Below are 15,827 nucleotides of genomic sequence, written 5' to 3' on the forward strand. Positions count from 1 at the left end.
GCGAACCTACGCTCGAAGAACGTCCCATCACCCAAAGTCCCACCACCCAAAGTCGCACCACTCAGAACCCGCACCACTCCATGGAGGAACCGTGGCAACCGGTCTCACTTCGGCCCGCTGGACTCACGTAGCACTGCCGACCGGCGATCTCGACAAGGCGATCGCGTTCTACACCGCGCTGGCTCCCCTTGTCGTAGTCGAACGGTTCAAGGACGCCGACGGCGAAAGTGTCTGGCTCTCCAACGACCAGCAGGTCGAGACACCGTTGGTGCTCGTCCTGGTGTCGTTCAACAAGGACAAGGGCGGCCAACTGGGCCTGCTGCATCCGTTCGCGCACATCGGCATCGAGGTGCCGGCGCGTGAGGACGTCGACGCCCTGGCCGACAGGGCCCGCGAACTCGGCTGCCTCCACTGGGAGCCCCGGCAGATGCCCGATCCCGTCGGCTACATCTGCGCGCTGAAGGACCCCGACGGCAATGTCGTCGAGATCTCCCACGACCAGCGGGTGTTCGACACCGTCCGGGCCAAGTGGGGAGGCGCGCGCTGAACGACACCCGCGCCGCGGTGGAGGCGTATCTGGCGGCGCTGAACGCGCACGACGCCGACGCCGTGGCGGCCTGCGTGGCCGAGGACTTCGTCAACGAACACACGTCGTCGCTGGGCCACAGCCGAAAGGGCCGCGCGGAGTACCGCGCGGCGCTGACCGGCTTCCTGGAGGACTTCGCGGACCTTCGCTATGTGCCCGAGGCCATCCTCGTGGACGGCGGGTCGGCCGCGGTGCCGTACGTCATGACGTTCCGGATGCGTTCGGCGGGGGACCGGCCGGTGCGCGTCCGCGGTGTCTTCGTGTTCACCGTCGCGGGCGGTCTCGTCACGCGCCGCACCGACTACTGGGACAGCGGCGAGGTGCGGCGCCAACTGGCATGACGCCGGTCGGGCAGCCCGCGCCCCCGCCGGGGTCGGCTCGTGGTCGGCGATGTCGCCGACCACGAGGACGTACCTCTCAGCCCCACAGCTCCTGAATGGTCGAGAACACCTTCTGGTTGTGCGAGAACTCGATGGTGTTGCCGTCGGGGTCGTTGACGGCGCAGATGTATCCGATGTGGGCGGCCATCTCCACCGGCTCCCACCGCAGGTTGCCCGTCTCGCGCGCCTTGGCCGCCACCGCGTCCACGTCCTCGCGGTGCGGCAGTTCGATACCGATGTGCGCGAACGGCGCCAGCGTCGGCACCTTCTCGCCCGGCTCGATGCCGAAGCGCGCCCCGACCTCGGGGATGAACTCGGCCAGGACGAGGACGAGCGGCGAGTCGACCTGGCCCTTGTTCGACAGCCAGGCGCCGCGCCCGTTGCTGTCGGTGTTCTTGGTGACCAGCACCAGCGGCGTGATGCGCTCATAGAACTCGATCGATCGGTCCAGGTCGCTGACCGGGAGGGCGACGTGGGTCCAGCGGGGTTCGGTCAGTTCTGCCATGGTTCGGCTCTCCTCATTCGTTGGGTTCGTTCGTTCCGTTCGGCCCGACCTCGACTTGCTTTCGTGGTGGGTCAGACCGTGAGCCACTTGGCTCGGTCGGGCAGGCCTGAGCGGGCCACGATGCCCTCGCCCGCGGTCTGGGCGCGGCGCAGCAGGTCCTCCTCGTCGATCGTCGTGCAGCGGTAGTTGTCGACGACGCGCCGCCCGTCGACGAACACGGTGTGCACACCCCGCCCGTCGGCCGACCACACGAGCTGGTTGGCGACGTTGTGCAGGGGCCGCCACTCCGGCCGGTTCGTGTCGTGCAGGACCAGGTCGGCCTTCTTGCCCGTCTCTATCGAGCCGATCTCGTGTTCGGCCTGGAGTGCGCGGGCGCCGTTGCGGGTGGCCATCGCGAACGCGTCCTCGGCCGGGAAGACCGTGGCGTCGCGCCGGGCGTCCTTGAACAGGCCGGCGACCAGATAGGTCGCGCGCATCAGGTCGTGGTAGTTCGACGCGTTGTTGCCGTCGGTGCCGATCGCCACGTTCACACCGGCGGCCACCATCTCGGGGAACTTGCCGATCTGGGTCACGCCGTACGACACCTTGAGCGCCGTGGTCGGGCAGTGCGACACACTCGTCCCGGTCCTGGCGAGCACCGCCACCTCGTCGTCGTCCGCGTGCACGGCGTGGGTCAGGACCACGTTCCGGCCCAGTGCGCCGATCTCGTCGAGGTGCACCATCGGCCGCTGCCCGAACGCCGCGAGGAACCCATCGGGATTCATCGCTGCCGGCGACATGTGGGCGCTGAACCCGGTGCCGCACTCGACCGAAAGCCCCTTCGCGGCTCGCCACAGCTCGTCGCTGCAACAGGTGTGTCCGATGATGATCGGCCAGGCCTGGATACGGCCGTCGGCGACCGAGGCGTATCTGTCCATCGTGTCGTTCAGGCGCGCGACGGCCTGCGCGGTCGACAGGCGCAGCACCTCCGGCTCGGGCACGAGGTCCCATGCCCACGGTCCGACGCGGGCGCGGATACCGATCTCGCTGAGGGCCTCCACGACGGGATCGATGAACCGGATCGTGCCGGCTTCGAGGAACGCGGTCGTTCCGCTCTTGAGCATCTCCAGCGCCGCGAGCTGCGCCGAGATGTGCTCGTCCTCCTCGGTGTAGTGCGTGTGGATCGGCGTGAGCCACTCGAAGACGTTCTCCAGGAACGGGGTGTCGTCGGGGACGAAGCCGCGCGTGAGTGGTTCGCCGGTGATGTGTACGTGTGTGTTGATCAGCCCCGGGGTGACGACGAACCGCTCGCCGGCGATGACGGTGTCGCTGTGCCACCGGGCGGTCACGTCGGCGGTCTTGCCGACGGCCACGATCAGGCCGTCCCGGATGGCGACCGCGCCGTCGCTGATCACATGGCGGGAGTCGTCCATCGTCACGACGAGGGTGTGGACGATCAGGGTGTCGGCGGGTGCCGTGGTGTGTGAGGTGTTCACGAGGTGGCCTCCGGGGTGCGGGTGCGGGAGCGCGTGCGGGAACGGATGAGGCGGACGTGCTGGCGCGGCACCGGCTCGAACGAGTCGACCAACTCGGCTCCGGCCGCTTCGGCCCACGCGCGCAGGTCCGCGACGGTGACACCGAGCCCCGCTGTCGAGGCCAGCATCGTCAGGGAAAGGAGCAGTTCGTGGCGTGCGGAGGCGCAGACGGCGGTGCGGTCATCGCCGCCCGTACCGATGTCGCGCGTACCGATGTCGCGCGTACCGATGTCGCGCGTACCGATGTCGCCCGTACCGCCGTGGCTCGTATCGCCGTCGCCCGTACCGCCGCTGTCGTGGTGTGAGGCGGTGGCCGGGTCGGGGCGCGCGTAGTCCACGACCACGACGACCCCGTCCGCACCGGCCAGTTCGACCGCGCGGGTGAGCAACTTCCGTGCCCGCTCCGGCGGTTCGGCCCGCAGCACGTGCGCCAGGACGACGACATCGGCCGTGGCGACCGGGAGCGCGGCGTCAAGGTAGTCGCCGGGGACGGCGACCACCTGCCCACGCAGCCCGGCGTCCGTGGCCGCCCGCTCGGCGATCGGCAGCACATGCGGCAGGTCGACGGCGATCACCGTGCCGTGCGGCCGGGTGCGCAGCAGCGCCGTGAGCCACGCCCCCGAGCCGCAGCCGAGGTCGACGACCGTCGGCCGCCGAGGCCACCACGCGCGGCGCTCCAGCTCGGCGGCGACAGCCGTCGCCACGCCCGATTGGGTCGGCCCTGTCGCGCGTACGAGCGCCGGGTACAGGTCCGTCAGTTCGGCTGCCACGGACGGCTCGGGTGCGCCCGTGCGGACAGTGTCGGCCAGGCCCGGCCAGGCAGCCTGCGGTCCGGGCGAGTACCGCACGAGTGCGGCCATCGAGGCCGGCGCCGTCGACACCAGATAGCGCTCGGCCACGGGCGTGAGCCGGAAGCGGTCCCCTTCGGCGGCGAGCAGATCGAGCGCGACGAGGGTTTCGGCCAGCACGGTCACCGGGCCGGGCCCGGCCGCACCGATCGCCGTCGCCAACTGTGCGGCGTCCAGTCCGTTGCCGGAATCGGCGTCCTTCGCGAGGGCGTCGAACAGGCCGAGGTCGAGCGCGGCCGAGAGCGCCCAGTAGGACGCGAAGCCGTTGATCACGTCCCACACCGGCGCCGGGCCGACCGGGGTGGAGTCCGCCGTGGTCACGGGCGCAGCACGATCTTGCCGGTGGCCAGCCGCGACTCCATCCGCTCCTGCGCCGCCGCGGCCTCGGTGAGCGGGAACTCGCTGTCGATCGGCGTGCGGAACGGCGAGGCCCAGTAGGCGTCGAGCATCGCGGCGAACTCGCGGCGGTCGTACGGGTCCGAGCCGAGCAACTGGAGCCCGAAGTGGTAGGCGTACACGAGGTCGAACTCGGCCCGGTTGCCGGTGGTGTTGCCGAAGAACACCAGCCGTCCGCGCGGCGCGAGACTGTAGACGCCGGTGTTCCAGGTGGCCGGGCCGACGTGATCGAGTACGAGGTCGGCGCCCCGTCCACCCGTGACCTCGCGGACGGTCTTCACGACGTCGCCGGTCGTGGAGTTGACCACGACGTCGGCGCCCAGAGCGTGTGCGTAGTCGACCTTCGCGTCCGTGCTGACCGTGGTGACCACGCGGGCGCCGGCGGCCTTGGCGAGTTGGATCAGCGCGGTGCTGACGCCGCTGCCCGCCGCGTGGATCAGCACCGTCTCGCCGAGGCGGACCTTGCCGATCTCGATGAGCGCGTGCCAGGCCGTCATCCAGATCGTCGGCACGACGGCCGCGTCGACCAGGTCGATCTCGTCGGGCACATGGTGCACGTTGGCCCTCGGGACGAGGACGTACTCGGCGTAGCCGCCGGCCAGCGTCGCGCCGATGACACCCGCGGTCGGGCATCTGCCGTCGGCTCCTTCGGTGCAGCTCTCGCAGCGGTCGCACGGCACGGCCGGATTCACCACGACGCGCGCGCCCTCGGCGAGCGCGGTTCCGTTGGCCGTCCGTCCGTCGCCCGCCCGTCCGCTGCCCGCCCGTCCGATGCCCGCCGGGCCGACCGCCGCGACGGTGCCCGCGACGTCCATGCCGGCCACGTGCGGCAGGGCGAAGCCCGGGATCAGACCGGGGCCGCGCCGCTGGAGGACGTCGAGGTGGTTGAGTCCGCAGGCCGCGACGCGGACGAGCACTTCGTCCGGTCCCGGCTCGGGCACCGGCACGTCGGCGACCTGGAGCACATCGGAACCGCCGTGAGTTCGATGGAGTACGACCTTCATGCGCGAGACCTCCACTGGCTGGGGGACTTCGGTCGCCGGCCAGTTCGTCGTCGCACGCCTGGTCGGCATGCAACGGCCTCCGCGGAGCGTCGTGAGCGCTCCCTCCGATCGGTTTGTTGCCCACCGATCGGGTCGGGCCGAAACGTATGGGGGCTTGTCGACGGTTGTCAATGGCTTGAACCGATCGCCTTGAACGCGGTCGTCCCGGTGAGAGACACACCGGCCGTCGCCCACACACCGGCACACCGCAGACGTCGGTGACACGGCCCCCGGTGACGTGTCCGAGCGCCCCCGGCCCCCGTTTGCGTATCGCTTGACATGACGCCATCTCGCATTAAAAGATGCTCGCCATGCATGTAGTGACGACGCCGACCGGCCTTTGCCGGATCGAGGACGGGGCAGCCGCCCTGCTGGACACGGCATTTCCGCACGTCGGCGCGGTCCTTGAGCAGGAGGGCTCGCTGCAGTGCCTGGCGTCCTGCGCGGTGCGCCGGCGCATCCCGCTCGACGAAGTCACGCTCACGGCGCCGCTGGGCCGTCCCCGCGCGGTGTGGGGCGTCGGGCTCAACTACGTGTCGAAGGCGGCCCGCACCGGCCGGCCACTGCCCGAACAGCCGATCCTCTACCTGGCCGCGTCGTCCGGCGTGTGCGCACCCGGCGCGCACGTGGTCGTCCCGCGGACCACGACCGAACCCGACTACGAGGGCGAGATCGCGGTCGTCGTCGGGCGCCGGCTGTACCAGGCGACCGAGGCCGAGATCTGGCCCGCGATCGCCGCCGTCACCGCCGCCAACGACATGACGGCGCGTGAGGTCATGCGCACCACGGGCATCCCCGCCCTCGCCAAGAGCTACCCGGGGTTCACGCCGCTCGGCCCGTCGCTCCGCACCCCCGACGACCTCGCCGACCGCGACGCGATCCGCGTACGGACCCGGCTCAACGGCACGCTCCTCCAGGACGACACGAGCGCCGGGATGATCTTCCCGATCCCCGATCTGCTCAGCAGGCTTTCGTGGTTCGCCGCGCTCGAACCCGGCGACGTCGTCCTCACCGGAACCCCGGCCGGCACCGGCCAGGACCGCGCGTGCTTCCTCGCCGACGGCGACGAGGTACGCGTCGAGGTGGACGGCGTGCTCCCCCTCGTCACCCGCGTCGTGCGTCCCTCGGACGCCTCACCTCGCGACCACCGGCTGACCGAACCGGTCGGCTGACCGCCCCTCACCCAGGAGCCCACACCGATGTCCCACACCTCCGTGCCGTCCTACGACCTCGTCCTGGCCGGCGGCACCGTCATCGACCCGGCATCGGCCACCAACGCCCGGCTCGACGTGGCGGTCACCGGCGACCGTGTCGCCGCGATCGGCGAGGGCCTGGCGGCGCACGCGGCCCGCACGGTCGACGTCACCGGCTCCACCGTGCTACCGGGCCTCGTCGAGGGCCACACCCACATATTCCAGTACGTCTCCGCCGTCGGAGCGCCCGCCGAGGAAGCCCATCTGCGGCGCGGCGTGGTCGCCGCCGCGGACGCCGGTACGGCGGGCGCCTCGACGTTCGCGGCCTTCCGCAAGCTGGTGGTCGAGCCGAACCCGCTGCGTATCGTCAACTTCCTCAACGTCTCGGTGCTCGGCCTGATCGACTTCCGGTTCGGCGAGCTGCTGAACCCCGACACGCTGGTCCCCGAGGACGCGCTCGCGACCGCAGAGGCCCACCCCGACATCGTGCGCGGCTTCAAGATCCGTCTCTCCGACGACGTCGTCGGCGAGAACTGGGAGTCGTTGCTGAAGAAGTCCCTGTCGCTGGCCGAACAGGCCGGTCTGCCGCTGATGCTGCACATAGGCGAGACCGCGGAGCCGCTGCCCGTCGTCCTGGACTATCTGCGCCCCGGCGACATCGTGGCGCACTGCTACACCGGCAAGCCGCACGGCATCCTCGACGGCGACCACGTACAACCCGCCGTGACCGCCGCCCGCGCGCGCGGCGTCCTCTTCGACTCCGCCCACGGCAAGAGCAACCTCAGCTTCGAGGTGGCCCGCCGGGCGATCGCCGACGGCTTCCTGCCCGACGTCCTCAGCTCCGACACCAGCGCGCGCAACTGGCGCGGCCCGGTGTTCGACCTGCTCACCAGCGTCTCCAAGCTGATCGCGCTCGGCGCGCCGCTGGAGGAGTGCGTCCGGCGGGCCACCGTCGCGCCCGCCCGGCTGCTCGGCCTCGACACCGAGGGTTACGGGCGCCTGGAGGTCGGCGGGCGCGCCGACGTCACGGTCGTCACCGAGACCGACGAGGTCGTCCTGCCCGACGCCGCGGGCAACACGATCGTCGCGCCGCGCCTGGAGCCGACGGTGGTGCTGCACGCCGGCGCCGAGGTCGACATCGTGCCGTGGCGGGGTCTCAAGTCGGCCTGACACACCCGCACTTCCAGGGGAGACTCCGATGACCGCCAGTGATGTCCATCCGCTGCGGCGGCGACTGCGAGCGGCCCTGACGGCGGGGAAACCCGCCGTCGGCACCTTCGTCAAGCTGGCGTCGCCCGATGTGGTGGAACTGGCCGCGGCGGCCGGGTTCGCGTTCGTGGTCGTCGACCTCGAACACTCCACCCTCACCGAGCGGGACGCCGTCGACCTCGTGCGCCACGCGGACGCCTGCGGCCTGCCGGCCCTGGTCCGAGTGCCGGAGGTCGACGCCGCCGCCGTCAACCGGCTCCTGGAGGCCGGGGCGGCCGGCATCCAGCTCTCCATGCTCACCCGCCTCGCCCAGGCCGAGGCACTGGTGGCGGCCACCCGGTTCGCTCCGGCCGGCCGCCGTTCGGTGAGCCTGGCCAACAGGGCCGCCCGGTTCGGCGCGGCCCCGCTGGCCGGGTTCCTCCGCGCCGAGCAGGAGGAACCGCCGGTGCTCGTGGGCCAGATCGAGACGGCGCGGACCGACCCTCTGCCGGAGCTGGTCGCCGCGCTCGACGTGTGTTTCGTCGGCAGCACCGACCTCGCCGTCGACCTGGGCCTGCCTGCGGACCCGGCGGTGCTGCGCGCCGCGGTGGACCGGGTGCGGGACGCCGCCCGTTCCGCACGGGTGGCGTTCGGCGGCTGGGCGCCGACCCGGGCCGCCGCCGCGGACCTGGGCCTCGGTGCCGCCGGCTACCTCGTAGTCGGTTCGGACCTGCAGATATTGGCGGCCGGCCTGCGGGCAGCCGCCGGAGAGGGAGATCAGTGAGCACACGCAACGCGGCGCTGTTCCACACCGTCGTCAACTGGGACGAGCTGCCGGTGACCCAGGTGCGGCCGGGGGTCCGCCGCCGGGTCTACGCGACGGACGAGGTGATGATCTGCCACCACGAACTGGACGTCGGCATGACGCTCAACCCGCACCGGCACGAGGACTTCGACCAACTGGTCCACATCGCCGAGGGGCGTGCGAACTACTACGTGGACGGTGTCGCGCACGACATGCGTGCCGGTTCGTTCCTGCTCGTTCCGCGCGGCAGCGAGCACTATGTGGAGCCGACCGAGGCCCCCTGCGTGAACATCGACTTCTTCGTCCCGCCACGGGCCGACCTGCTTCCCTGAACGCCCCTGAACGCACCTGAACGATCCTGAGCGACGGAAGGCCCACCGCCTCGGCGGTGGGCCGACCTTTGCGTACGCGGTGGGGATCAGCCGCCGCTCGGTGTGCCGTCGGTGGTGCCCAGCCGCTGCGACAAGGCGCGGGCGGTCTCCAGGAGCGCCTGGGCCATCGGCGACGTGACGTCGTCGGGAACGGTCGCCGTCGTACCGACGATCGCGAGCGTCCCGCTGATCTTGTCCCCTTCGAAGATCGGCGCCGCGATGGTGCGGACCCCGTTGACCGTGGGGGAGTTGACCGACAGGCCGTGCTTTCGGATGGCGTCCAGCTCCTCGGTCAGCTCGGCCGACCTGCGCACCGCGCGCGGCAGCGTCGGAACCAGCTCCGGGGGCAGGAGCGCGAGGAAGACGCGTCCCTGCGCCGAGGACGTGAGGTTCAGGCGCGAACCGACCCGGACGCTGATCCGCACCATGTGGTCGGTGTTGTCCACCGAGCGCACCACGGTCGCCGACTCGCCGTCCCAGACCGACAGCACGATCGTCTCGTCGATGCGCCGGACCAGCTCCTCCATGTACGGTTCGGCGGCGGCGACGATCGGCAGCCCCGCCCGCGCCGCCGCGGCGAGCGTGAGTACCTGGGGGCCGAGGGAGTACAGGGAGCTGCGCTCGTCGTACCGCAACAGGTTCGCCGCCCGCAGTGCCTTCGTGTAGCGGTGCGCGGTCGCCTTGCTCGCCCCGAGGCGAGCGGTGATCTCGTTGAGGCTCATGTGCGGCTTGCCGACCGTGAACGAACCGAGGATCAGCGCCGCACGCTGCACCGTCTGGATAGTCGGGGCGGTCCTTTCGGGACCGTCCTGCTCGCCGGTGCCGCGCTGCACCTTCGTGGCCATGAATTCCACGCTCCTGTCGATGCTCAGTCACATAAGTGGGACGTCAAATGAAATGCCGTCTTGTATAACGCAATGGTAAGCGGGCGTGAAGAGTGCTGAGGTGTTCCTCCACGGCGAGCTACGGCGAGCTACGGCGAACCACGGTGAGCTACGACTGCCGACCCTGGCGAGCGACGGTGGAGAACGGGAGCCTAACGGTCGGCAGCCCTGGAAGCGCCCCCGTTCACCGCACCGCCTCTACGGAGGGCCCGGTCCCCTCACATGTCGGAGGAGTGCCCCGGTGTGATCGAGCGTGCCGGGTCGAGCACGGTGGCGATGTGGTTGACGGCGAGCGCGGCCTCGCCGAAGCCGATCGCGATGAGGCCGACCTTGCCGTCGTAGTCGGCGATGTCACCGGCCGCGAAGACCCGCTCGCGGCTGGTGCGCATGGTGGGGTCGACCAGGATGCGCCGGCGGCGCAGCCGAAGACCCCACTGTTCGATGGGGCCGAGGTCGGCGATGAAGCCGAGCGCGGCCACGACGGTCTGGGCGGGCAGCGTGATCCGGTCGCCGTCGGAACCGGTGACCACGACCTCCGAGACCGGCCCGTCGCCGGAGATCTTCTCGACCTCGTAGGGCGTCAGGACCCGCACCGAGGACGTGTGCACCTGTTCGACGGTGCGTTCGTGGGCACGGAACCGCGTACGCCGGTGCACCAGCGTCACCGAGGAGGCGATCGGCTCCAGCGAGAGCGCCCAGTCCAGCGCGGAGTCCCCACCGCCGACCACCACGACGTCCTGCCCCGCCAGCTCGTTCAGGCGCGGCACGAAGTAGCGCAGCCCCCGGCCCAGGTACGCGGAGCCCACCGGGAGTTCGCGGGGGACGAAGTTGCCGATCCCGCCGCAGACGAGCACCGCGCCCGCCGTGATCCGCGCGCCGGCGTCGGTGGTGGCGACGATGCCGTCGCCAGTGTCGTCCAGCCCGGTGACCCCGTGCCCGAGCAGATAGGTGGGGTTCCACCGGCCGGCCTGCTCGGCGAGCCGGTCCACCAGATCCTGCCCCCGGACGGCCGGGAACCCGGCCACGTCGTAGACCAACTTCTCGGGGTACAGCGCGGCGATCTGGCCGCCCACCTCGGGCAGGGCGTCGGCGACCGCGACGCTCAGACCGCGGAAGCCGGCGTAGTACGCGCCGTACAGCCCCGTGGGGCCGGCGCCGATGATGAGCAGGTCGACGGAGACTTCGGTGTCGGTGCCGGTGTTGAACTCGATCTCGGTCTCGGGGTGAGTGCCCGTGGCCGTGGGGCCGGTCACGCCCCCACCTCGGGGTGGTCGCGGCCGGCCGGGCCGACCTTGCGGGCCCCGCCGGGCGAGCCGAGCGGCGGGTTTCCGAGGGTGAAGAACTCGGCGTTGACGCGCTCGAACTCCTTGCTCTGCTCGGGCAGGTCCTCGTGGTGGAAGATCGAGATCTGGGGGCAGACGGGTTCGCAGCGCCCGCATTCGACGCATTCGTCGGGCTGGATGTAGAGCATCCGGTCGCCCTCGTAGATGCAGTCGGCCGGGCACTCCTCCATGCACGACTTGTCCATGACGTCGACGCAGGCCTGAGTGATGACATACGGCACGAGCTTGTTGCCCTTCACACGGTCGCACAACATGCGAGACGGTGTATTTCAATGTGGAACAGGATGATGGCCGCGCCGACCCCTGATGTCAACAGAGGGGGACGAATGCTTGACAGTACGGAATGCGCCAGGGACGCTAATGCGACATACGAGATGGCGTCTCACGTAGCGCGTCACTCGGGTCGGGACTTGTGAGAGGCAAACTCCCCATGGGAAGCAATCCACGGACCGCCCCAGCACCGATGATCGTCGAGGACTGGGACCAGCTCACCTTCCGGGTCAACCGCGAGGCCTACCGCAGTGCGGAGATCTTCGCGCGGGAACGCGGCTGGGTGTGGATGCACACCTGGCTCTATCTCGGCCATGAGACCGAGATCCCCCAACCCAACGATTTCAAGGTCCGCACGCTGGGCGGTCGACCGCTGATCTTCTGCCGGGACAGCGCCGGCGAAGTGCACGCGTTCCTCAACTCCTGCCCGCACCGAGGCACCGTGCTGTGCCGCGAGAACGAGGGCTCGACCAGGCTTTTCCAGTGCTTCTACCACGCCTGGACATTCCGCAACAACGGTGAGGTCGCCGCGATCCCGGACGCCGGGGCGTACGAGTCGACCGACGAGTTCCGGGCCTCGATGGGCCTGCGCGCCGTGCCGCGCCTGGAGATCCACGAGGGCTTCGTCTTCGTCTCCTTCGACCCCGACGTCCCCCCGCTGCTCGACCACCTCGGCGACGCCGCCGACTACATGACGATGATCGAGCAGCAGCACGTCGGCGGCATGACCACCCTGCCCGGTACGCAGCTCTACAGCGTGCGCGGCAACTGGAAACTCGCCGTCGAGAACGCGATGGACGGCTACCACTTCGCGCCGACCCACAACACCTTCGTGGGCTACCTCCGGGAGAGCGGCTACGCCGTCACCGACGACAACCAGTACGCGTACAACCTCGGCAACGGCCATGGACTGCTGGTCCTGACCGGGCACGGCGGACGGATCAGCATGATCTGGGAACCGCGCTTCGGCGAGGACGAACGGATCCGCACCGACGCCCACCGGGCCGAGATGACGCAGCGGCTGGGGGAGAAGCGCGCACACCACGTGGCCGACGAGAGCCACATCCTGTTCGTGTTCCCGAATCTGCTGCTCTTCGACATCGAGGGCCTGTCGATCCGGCAACTGGAGCCGGTGGCGCCCGACCAGACCGATGTGCGCGCCTGGCAGTTGGTCCCGCGCGCCGAGGACCCGGACACCCGCGCCCTGCGCATGAAGACGGTCGTCAGCTTCGTCGGTCCCGGCGGGCTCGCCACACCGGACGACATCGAGGCGTACGAGGCGGTGCAGCGCGGCATCCAGGCCACGGCGGGCACCGGCGCGCCCGAACTGGACTTCAGTGACATGTCGCGCGGCATGGCCGACGAGGTCAAGGGGGTGCAGGGCCGCTCGGTCGACGAGGGCGCGATGCGGGGCTTCTGGCGCCACTGGGTCGACGCTCTGGGGCTCGACGGCGGCTCCGAGATCAACGGTGAGCGTCCGGCGTCCTTCCTGGTGGGGAGGGATGTGCGATGACCACGGTCAGCAACAGCGGCTCCGTGCGGAGTGCGGGACGCACCGTCACCCGGCAGGAGGTGGAGGACTTCCTCTACGCCGAGGCCGACCTCCTCGACCACTGGGACTACGACGGCTGGCTGGGCCTTTTCGAACCCGGCGCCCGCTACGAGATCCCGACCACCGACTACCGGCCCGGCTGGTCACCGCACGAGAGCGGATCGTTCGTCGACGACGACTACGACCTGCTCCTCGCCCGGGTCAAGCGCCTGAAGTCCCGCAAGGCACACGCCGAGAACCCGCACTCCCGTACCCACCGGCTGGTGTCCAACGTGCGGCTGTCCGCGGCTACGGAGGACTCCTTCCGCGTGGCTGCCTCCTTCGTGGTGCACCGCGCGCGCGACGGCCACTTCGACGCCTACGTCGGGTGGTACGACCATCTGCTGGTGCCGACCGACGACGGACTCCGTTTCCGGCTGCGGCGCTCCGTACTCGGCCACGAGTCGCTGGCGGCAGGCGCCCGGCTCAGCTTCATCCTCTAGCCGGCGACGGACGGTGACCCGATGATCAGACATACCCTGTCCTTCCGTTTCGCCGACGGCGCCGACCAGGCGACACGCGCGTCCGTGCTGGACGAACTGCGCACCTTCCCCGACCGGTACCCGGCCATGCGCGGCTTCGTCCTCGGCGAGAACATCAGCACCCGCGACCAGACCTTCACCCACACCATGGCCGTCGACTTCGACACTCAGGACGACCTGCTCGCCTATCTCGGCAGCGAGTCCCACGAGAACTTCGTGCGCACGCGCTGGCGGCCGGTGATCGCCCAGCAGGCCATCACCTCGTTCGAGTTCGCCGAGCGTGCGTCGCTCACGGCAGGAAGGACACCGCCGGTGAGCACCCGCCCGCACGGCCCGTACGGCATGGAGTACGCCCGGATCGAGGTTCCGGACATGCAGGCCACCATCGACTTCCTCGAATACCACGTCGGCCTGCAACTGGAGCAGCGCACGGACGAGTACGCCTATCTGCGCGCCGACATCGAGCACCACGCCATCGAGCTGATCCACGCACCCGAACGCACCGACGGATGGACGACCGCCGTCGGCTACAGCGTGGAGAGCGAGGAGGTCCTCGACCAACTGCACAAGAGCGTCCTCGACGCCGGCCTCGACGTTCTCGAACTCCAGGAGCGGCAGCAGGCGCTCTGCGACAACGGCTTCGCGGTGAAGGACCCGAACGGCCTGGTCATCGAGTTGTTCACCGAGTTCCAGGAGTACGCCGAGCCGCCGCACATCGAGATCCGGCCGGTCGACCTGGTGCACCCCTTCATCGCCACCGCGAAGTTCGAGGAGACGCTGCACTTCTACGAGAACGTCCTCAGGTTCCTGCCCTCGGACCACGTCGTCGGCTCGACCACCTTCTACCGCTGCGAGGACCGCTACCACCACAGCCTCGCGGTGCAGAAGAACACGGAACACTACGTCGCGCACCTGTGCTTCGCGATGAAGAGCCTCGACCACGTCATGCGGATGCGCGCCCGCGCCCTGTACAAGGGCGCCCCGATCGCCTCCGACATCGTCAACCACTCGGCGTCGACGTCGATCGCGTTCTACCTGCACGACCCCGCCTTCGGCCCACGGTTCGAACTCTGCGACGACCACCGGGTGTTCACCCCGGAGGAGCACCGGACGCACCGGCCCCGCAGGATGCCGGCCGACCCGCGCAACATCGACGTGTGGCGCCCGGCCTCCGACGACTGGGGACGCTTTTGAGACAGCGGCTGCTGGAGATCCTGCGGCTGCTCGACACGGTCCCCGCTCCACGAGGGGGGGAGCGGACGGCGGCCCACCGGTTGCGCGCCTGGTGCGCGGACCGGTGGCCGCACGTCGAGTGGCAGGTGCTGGAGCACGGCCCCGATGGCGGCAGCCTGGCCGCTTCCCACGGGGCCGGCGGGCCGCTGCTGTACTCCCACCTCGACACCTCGCTGGACGCCGACGGCGCGGGCATGGGGCTCGTCACCGGTAGCGCCGCGCCGGTCGCTCCGCTCGCCGTGGCGGGCGACGCAGTGTCCGGCTTCGGCCTCGGGGTCGCCCGCGCACCGGCCGCCGCCGCACTGGTCGCCTTCGCCGAGGCGGGCGCGGGGCGGCTGCTCCTCGCCGGCTCCGGGACACACCGCCGCGGCGGCGGGATCACCGGCCTGGAGGCCTACGCCGACACGTATCCGCTGCCGAGGTCGGCGATCGTCGCCAAGTGCGGCCCGCCCACACTGCTGTGGCACGAGCCGGGCGCGCTCTACCTGACCGTCCGGGTGACCGGCCGCTCCGGTGCCGCGATGGCGGCGGAGTCGGCCACACCACCCGGGGGCGTGATCGCATCGGCCGGCATCGTCCTGGACGAGCTGGCCCGCTGGCGCACGGCCTACCTGGCCGCCGACCCCCGGATCGGGCAGACCGGCCGGGCCTGCGGCATCGGTGCGATCAGCGCGGGTTGGCCGGACAAGCCGGACCTGCTGCCGGCCGGGCTGCGGATCGGTCTGTACGTCGTCGCGGGTGACCAGGTGGAGCCGAAGGTGCTCGCGACCGAACTGGCCGACCGACTGCGGGCGCGGTGCGCCGATTCGGTGTTGCGGGGGTGCGTGGTCGATGTGGAGGCCGAGCCGGTGGCGGCACCGGCAGCCACGGCGGCCGACGCCCCGGTGGTGACCGCCGCACGGGCGGCCTGGCTCGACGAGTTCGGCGCGCGGCCGCCGCCGGTCACCGGCTGGACGGGCTCGACCGACGGCGTCGTGCTGCGCGCCCTCGGCGTCGAGACCGTGCGCCTCGGCCCGCAGGCGAAACCGGCCGCAGACGATCCGCGCCGCGACGAACTGTCGTTGGCGCAGCTCACCGCGTACGCGCGCATCTACCGCCGGTTGTTGTCGGAGCTGCCGGCGTAGCCGGGAGATCCCGGTGCGGGCTCTCGGTGTGCCGGGCGGAAGCCCGCGTACGGGGCGTACGCGGGCTTCCG

At 70.6% G+C, this 15,827-nt stretch carries 17 protein-coding genes; 10 read left to right on the forward strand and 7 right to left on the reverse strand.

Annotated features, from left to right (window positions below; genetic code table 11):
- The first annotated feature begins 91 nt into the window (after positions 1–91).
- Positions 92–547 carry a VOC family protein gene (locus ACIQNU_RS08250; protein ID WP_401362638.1) on the forward strand — a complete coding sequence of 152 codons (456 nt, stop codon included), beginning with the start codon at positions 92–94 and terminating at the stop codon, positions 545–547.
- The gene (locus tag ACIQNU_RS08255; RefSeq protein WP_401362640.1) at positions 529–927 is read left to right on the forward strand and encodes a nuclear transport factor 2 family protein; all 399 of its coding nucleotides are present in this window, start codon (positions 529–531) and stop codon (positions 925–927) included. The genes ACIQNU_RS08250 and ACIQNU_RS08255 overlap by 19 nt, the downstream gene beginning before the upstream one ends.
- 76 nt (positions 928–1,003) lie before the next feature.
- Here ACIQNU_RS08255 and ACIQNU_RS08260 read toward each other — a convergent pair whose 3' ends face one another.
- The 4 genes from ACIQNU_RS08260 to ACIQNU_RS08275 all read right to left on the reverse strand — a co-directional run bounded on the left by ACIQNU_RS08260 (position 1,004) and on the right by ACIQNU_RS08275 (position 5,233).
- Positions 1,004–1,471, reverse strand: coding sequence for a VOC family protein (locus ACIQNU_RS08260; RefSeq protein WP_401362642.1), 468 nt, complete (start codon positions 1,469–1,471; stop codon positions 1,004–1,006).
- Between the two features lie 71 nt (positions 1,472–1,542).
- The gene (locus ACIQNU_RS08265; protein WP_401362645.1) at positions 1,543–2,946 is read right to left on the reverse strand and encodes an amidohydrolase family protein; all 1,404 of its coding nucleotides are present in this window, start codon (positions 2,944–2,946) and stop codon (positions 1,543–1,545) included.
- On the reverse strand, positions 2,943–4,154 hold the full coding sequence (locus ACIQNU_RS08270; protein WP_401362648.1) for a class I SAM-dependent methyltransferase: 1,212 nt from the start codon (positions 4,152–4,154) through the stop codon (positions 2,943–2,945). The genes ACIQNU_RS08265 and ACIQNU_RS08270 overlap by 4 nt, the downstream gene beginning before the upstream one ends.
- Positions 4,151–5,233, reverse strand: a complete 1,083-nt coding sequence (locus ACIQNU_RS08275) for a zinc-binding dehydrogenase (protein WP_401362651.1) — start codon at positions 5,231–5,233, stop codon at positions 4,151–4,153. The genes ACIQNU_RS08270 and ACIQNU_RS08275 overlap by 4 nt, the downstream gene beginning before the upstream one ends.
- 350 nt (positions 5,234–5,583) lie before the next feature.
- On the opposite strand from ACIQNU_RS08275, the gene ACIQNU_RS08280 reads away from it, so the two are divergent.
- The 4 genes from ACIQNU_RS08280 to ACIQNU_RS08295 are packed head-to-tail and all read left to right on the forward strand — an operon-like array spanning position 5,584 to position 8,790.
- A complete protein-coding gene (locus ACIQNU_RS08280) occupies positions 5,584–6,444 on the forward strand; it encodes a fumarylacetoacetate hydrolase family protein (RefSeq protein ID WP_401362654.1) in 861 nt (286 codons plus the stop codon).
- A 27-nt stretch (positions 6,445–6,471) separates the two neighbouring features.
- Positions 6,472–7,635: an amidohydrolase family protein gene (locus ACIQNU_RS08285; RefSeq protein ID WP_401362657.1), complete on the forward strand. Its 1,164-nt coding sequence runs from the start codon at positions 6,472–6,474 to the stop codon at positions 7,633–7,635.
- Positions 7,636–7,663: 28 nt separating this feature from the next.
- A complete protein-coding gene (locus ACIQNU_RS08290) occupies positions 7,664–8,437 on the forward strand; it encodes an HpcH/HpaI aldolase/citrate lyase family protein (protein WP_401362660.1) in 774 nt (257 codons plus the stop codon).
- Positions 8,434–8,790 (forward strand): cupin domain-containing protein, encoded by a 357-nt coding sequence (locus tag ACIQNU_RS08295; protein WP_401362663.1) that lies wholly within the window; start codon positions 8,434–8,436, stop codon positions 8,788–8,790. Before ACIQNU_RS08290 ends, ACIQNU_RS08295 begins: the two co-directional genes overlap by 4 nt.
- A gap of 86 nt (positions 8,791–8,876) precedes the next feature.
- On the opposite strand, the gene ACIQNU_RS08300 is transcribed toward ACIQNU_RS08295, so the two are convergent.
- From ACIQNU_RS08300 to fdxA, 3 genes are all read right to left on the reverse strand, one after another.
- On the reverse strand, positions 8,877–9,674 hold the full coding sequence (locus tag ACIQNU_RS08300) for an IclR family transcriptional regulator (protein WP_401362666.1): 798 nt from the start codon (positions 9,672–9,674) through the stop codon (positions 8,877–8,879).
- A gap of 257 nt (positions 9,675–9,931) precedes the next feature.
- Positions 9,932–10,966: an NAD(P)/FAD-dependent oxidoreductase gene (locus ACIQNU_RS08305; RefSeq protein ID WP_401362669.1), complete on the reverse strand. Its 1,035-nt coding sequence runs from the start codon at positions 10,964–10,966 to the stop codon at positions 9,932–9,934.
- The gene (fdxA, locus tag ACIQNU_RS08310) at positions 10,963–11,310 is read right to left on the reverse strand and encodes a ferredoxin (RefSeq protein WP_401362672.1); all 348 of its coding nucleotides are present in this window, start codon (positions 11,308–11,310) and stop codon (positions 10,963–10,965) included. Before fdxA ends, ACIQNU_RS08305 begins: the two co-directional genes overlap by 4 nt.
- A gap of 176 nt (positions 11,311–11,486) precedes the next feature.
- On the opposite strand from fdxA, the gene ACIQNU_RS08315 reads away from it, so the two are divergent.
- The 4 genes from ACIQNU_RS08315 to ACIQNU_RS08330 are packed head-to-tail and all read left to right on the forward strand — an operon-like array spanning position 11,487 to position 15,756.
- Positions 11,487–12,839 (forward strand): SRPBCC family protein, encoded by a 1,353-nt coding sequence (locus ACIQNU_RS08315; RefSeq protein WP_401362674.1) that lies wholly within the window; start codon positions 11,487–11,489, stop codon positions 12,837–12,839.
- Positions 12,836–13,360: an aromatic-ring-hydroxylating dioxygenase subunit beta gene (locus tag ACIQNU_RS08320; RefSeq protein WP_401362677.1), complete on the forward strand. Its 525-nt coding sequence runs from the start codon at positions 12,836–12,838 to the stop codon at positions 13,358–13,360. Before ACIQNU_RS08315 ends, ACIQNU_RS08320 begins: the two co-directional genes overlap by 4 nt.
- Before the next feature lie 21 nt (positions 13,361–13,381).
- Entirely contained in the window at positions 13,382–14,593 is a 1,212-nt protein-coding gene (locus ACIQNU_RS08325) for a Dabb family protein (protein WP_401362680.1), read from the forward strand.
- A complete protein-coding gene (locus tag ACIQNU_RS08330; protein WP_401362683.1) occupies positions 14,590–15,756 on the forward strand; it encodes a hypothetical protein in 1,167 nt (388 codons plus the stop codon). Before ACIQNU_RS08325 ends, ACIQNU_RS08330 begins: the two co-directional genes overlap by 4 nt.
- The last annotated feature ends 71 nt before the right edge of the window (positions 15,757–15,827 follow it).

The sequence above is a fragment of the Streptomyces sp. NPDC091292 genome (assembly GCF_044757265.1).
Lineage (GTDB): Bacteria > Actinomycetota > Actinomycetes > Streptomycetales > Streptomycetaceae > Streptomyces.

Bases quoted from the DNA above. Each gene is read 5' to 3' on its own strand.
- ACIQNU_RS08315 (WP_401362674.1), top strand. From the start codon at position 11,487: ATGGGAAGCAATCCACGGACCGCCCCAGCACCGATGATCGTCGAGGAC.
- ACIQNU_RS08260 (WP_401362642.1), bottom strand. From the start codon at position 1,471: ATGGCAGAACTGACCGAACCCCGCTGGACCCACGTCGCCCTCCCGGTC.
- ACIQNU_RS08290 (WP_401362660.1), top strand. From the start codon at position 7,664: ATGACCGCCAGTGATGTCCATCCGCTGCGGCGGCGACTGCGAGCGGCC.
- fdxA (WP_401362672.1), bottom strand. From the start codon at position 11,310: ATGTTGTGCGACCGTGTGAAGGGCAACAAGCTCGTGCCGTATGTCATC.
- ACIQNU_RS08280 (WP_401362654.1), top strand. From the start codon at position 5,584: ATGCATGTAGTGACGACGCCGACCGGCCTTTGCCGGATCGAGGACGGG.
- ACIQNU_RS08275 (WP_401362651.1), bottom strand. From the start codon at position 5,233: ATGAAGGTCGTACTCCATCGAACTCACGGCGGTTCCGATGTGCTCCAG.
- ACIQNU_RS08325 (WP_401362680.1), top strand. From the start codon at position 13,382: ATGATCAGACATACCCTGTCCTTCCGTTTCGCCGACGGCGCCGACCAG.
- ACIQNU_RS08320 (WP_401362677.1), top strand. From the start codon at position 12,836: ATGACCACGGTCAGCAACAGCGGCTCCGTGCGGAGTGCGGGACGCACC.
- ACIQNU_RS08300 (WP_401362666.1), bottom strand. From the start codon at position 9,674: ATGGCCACGAAGGTGCAGCGCGGCACCGGCGAGCAGGACGGTCCCGAA.
- ACIQNU_RS08285 (WP_401362657.1), top strand. From the start codon at position 6,472: ATGTCCCACACCTCCGTGCCGTCCTACGACCTCGTCCTGGCCGGCGGC.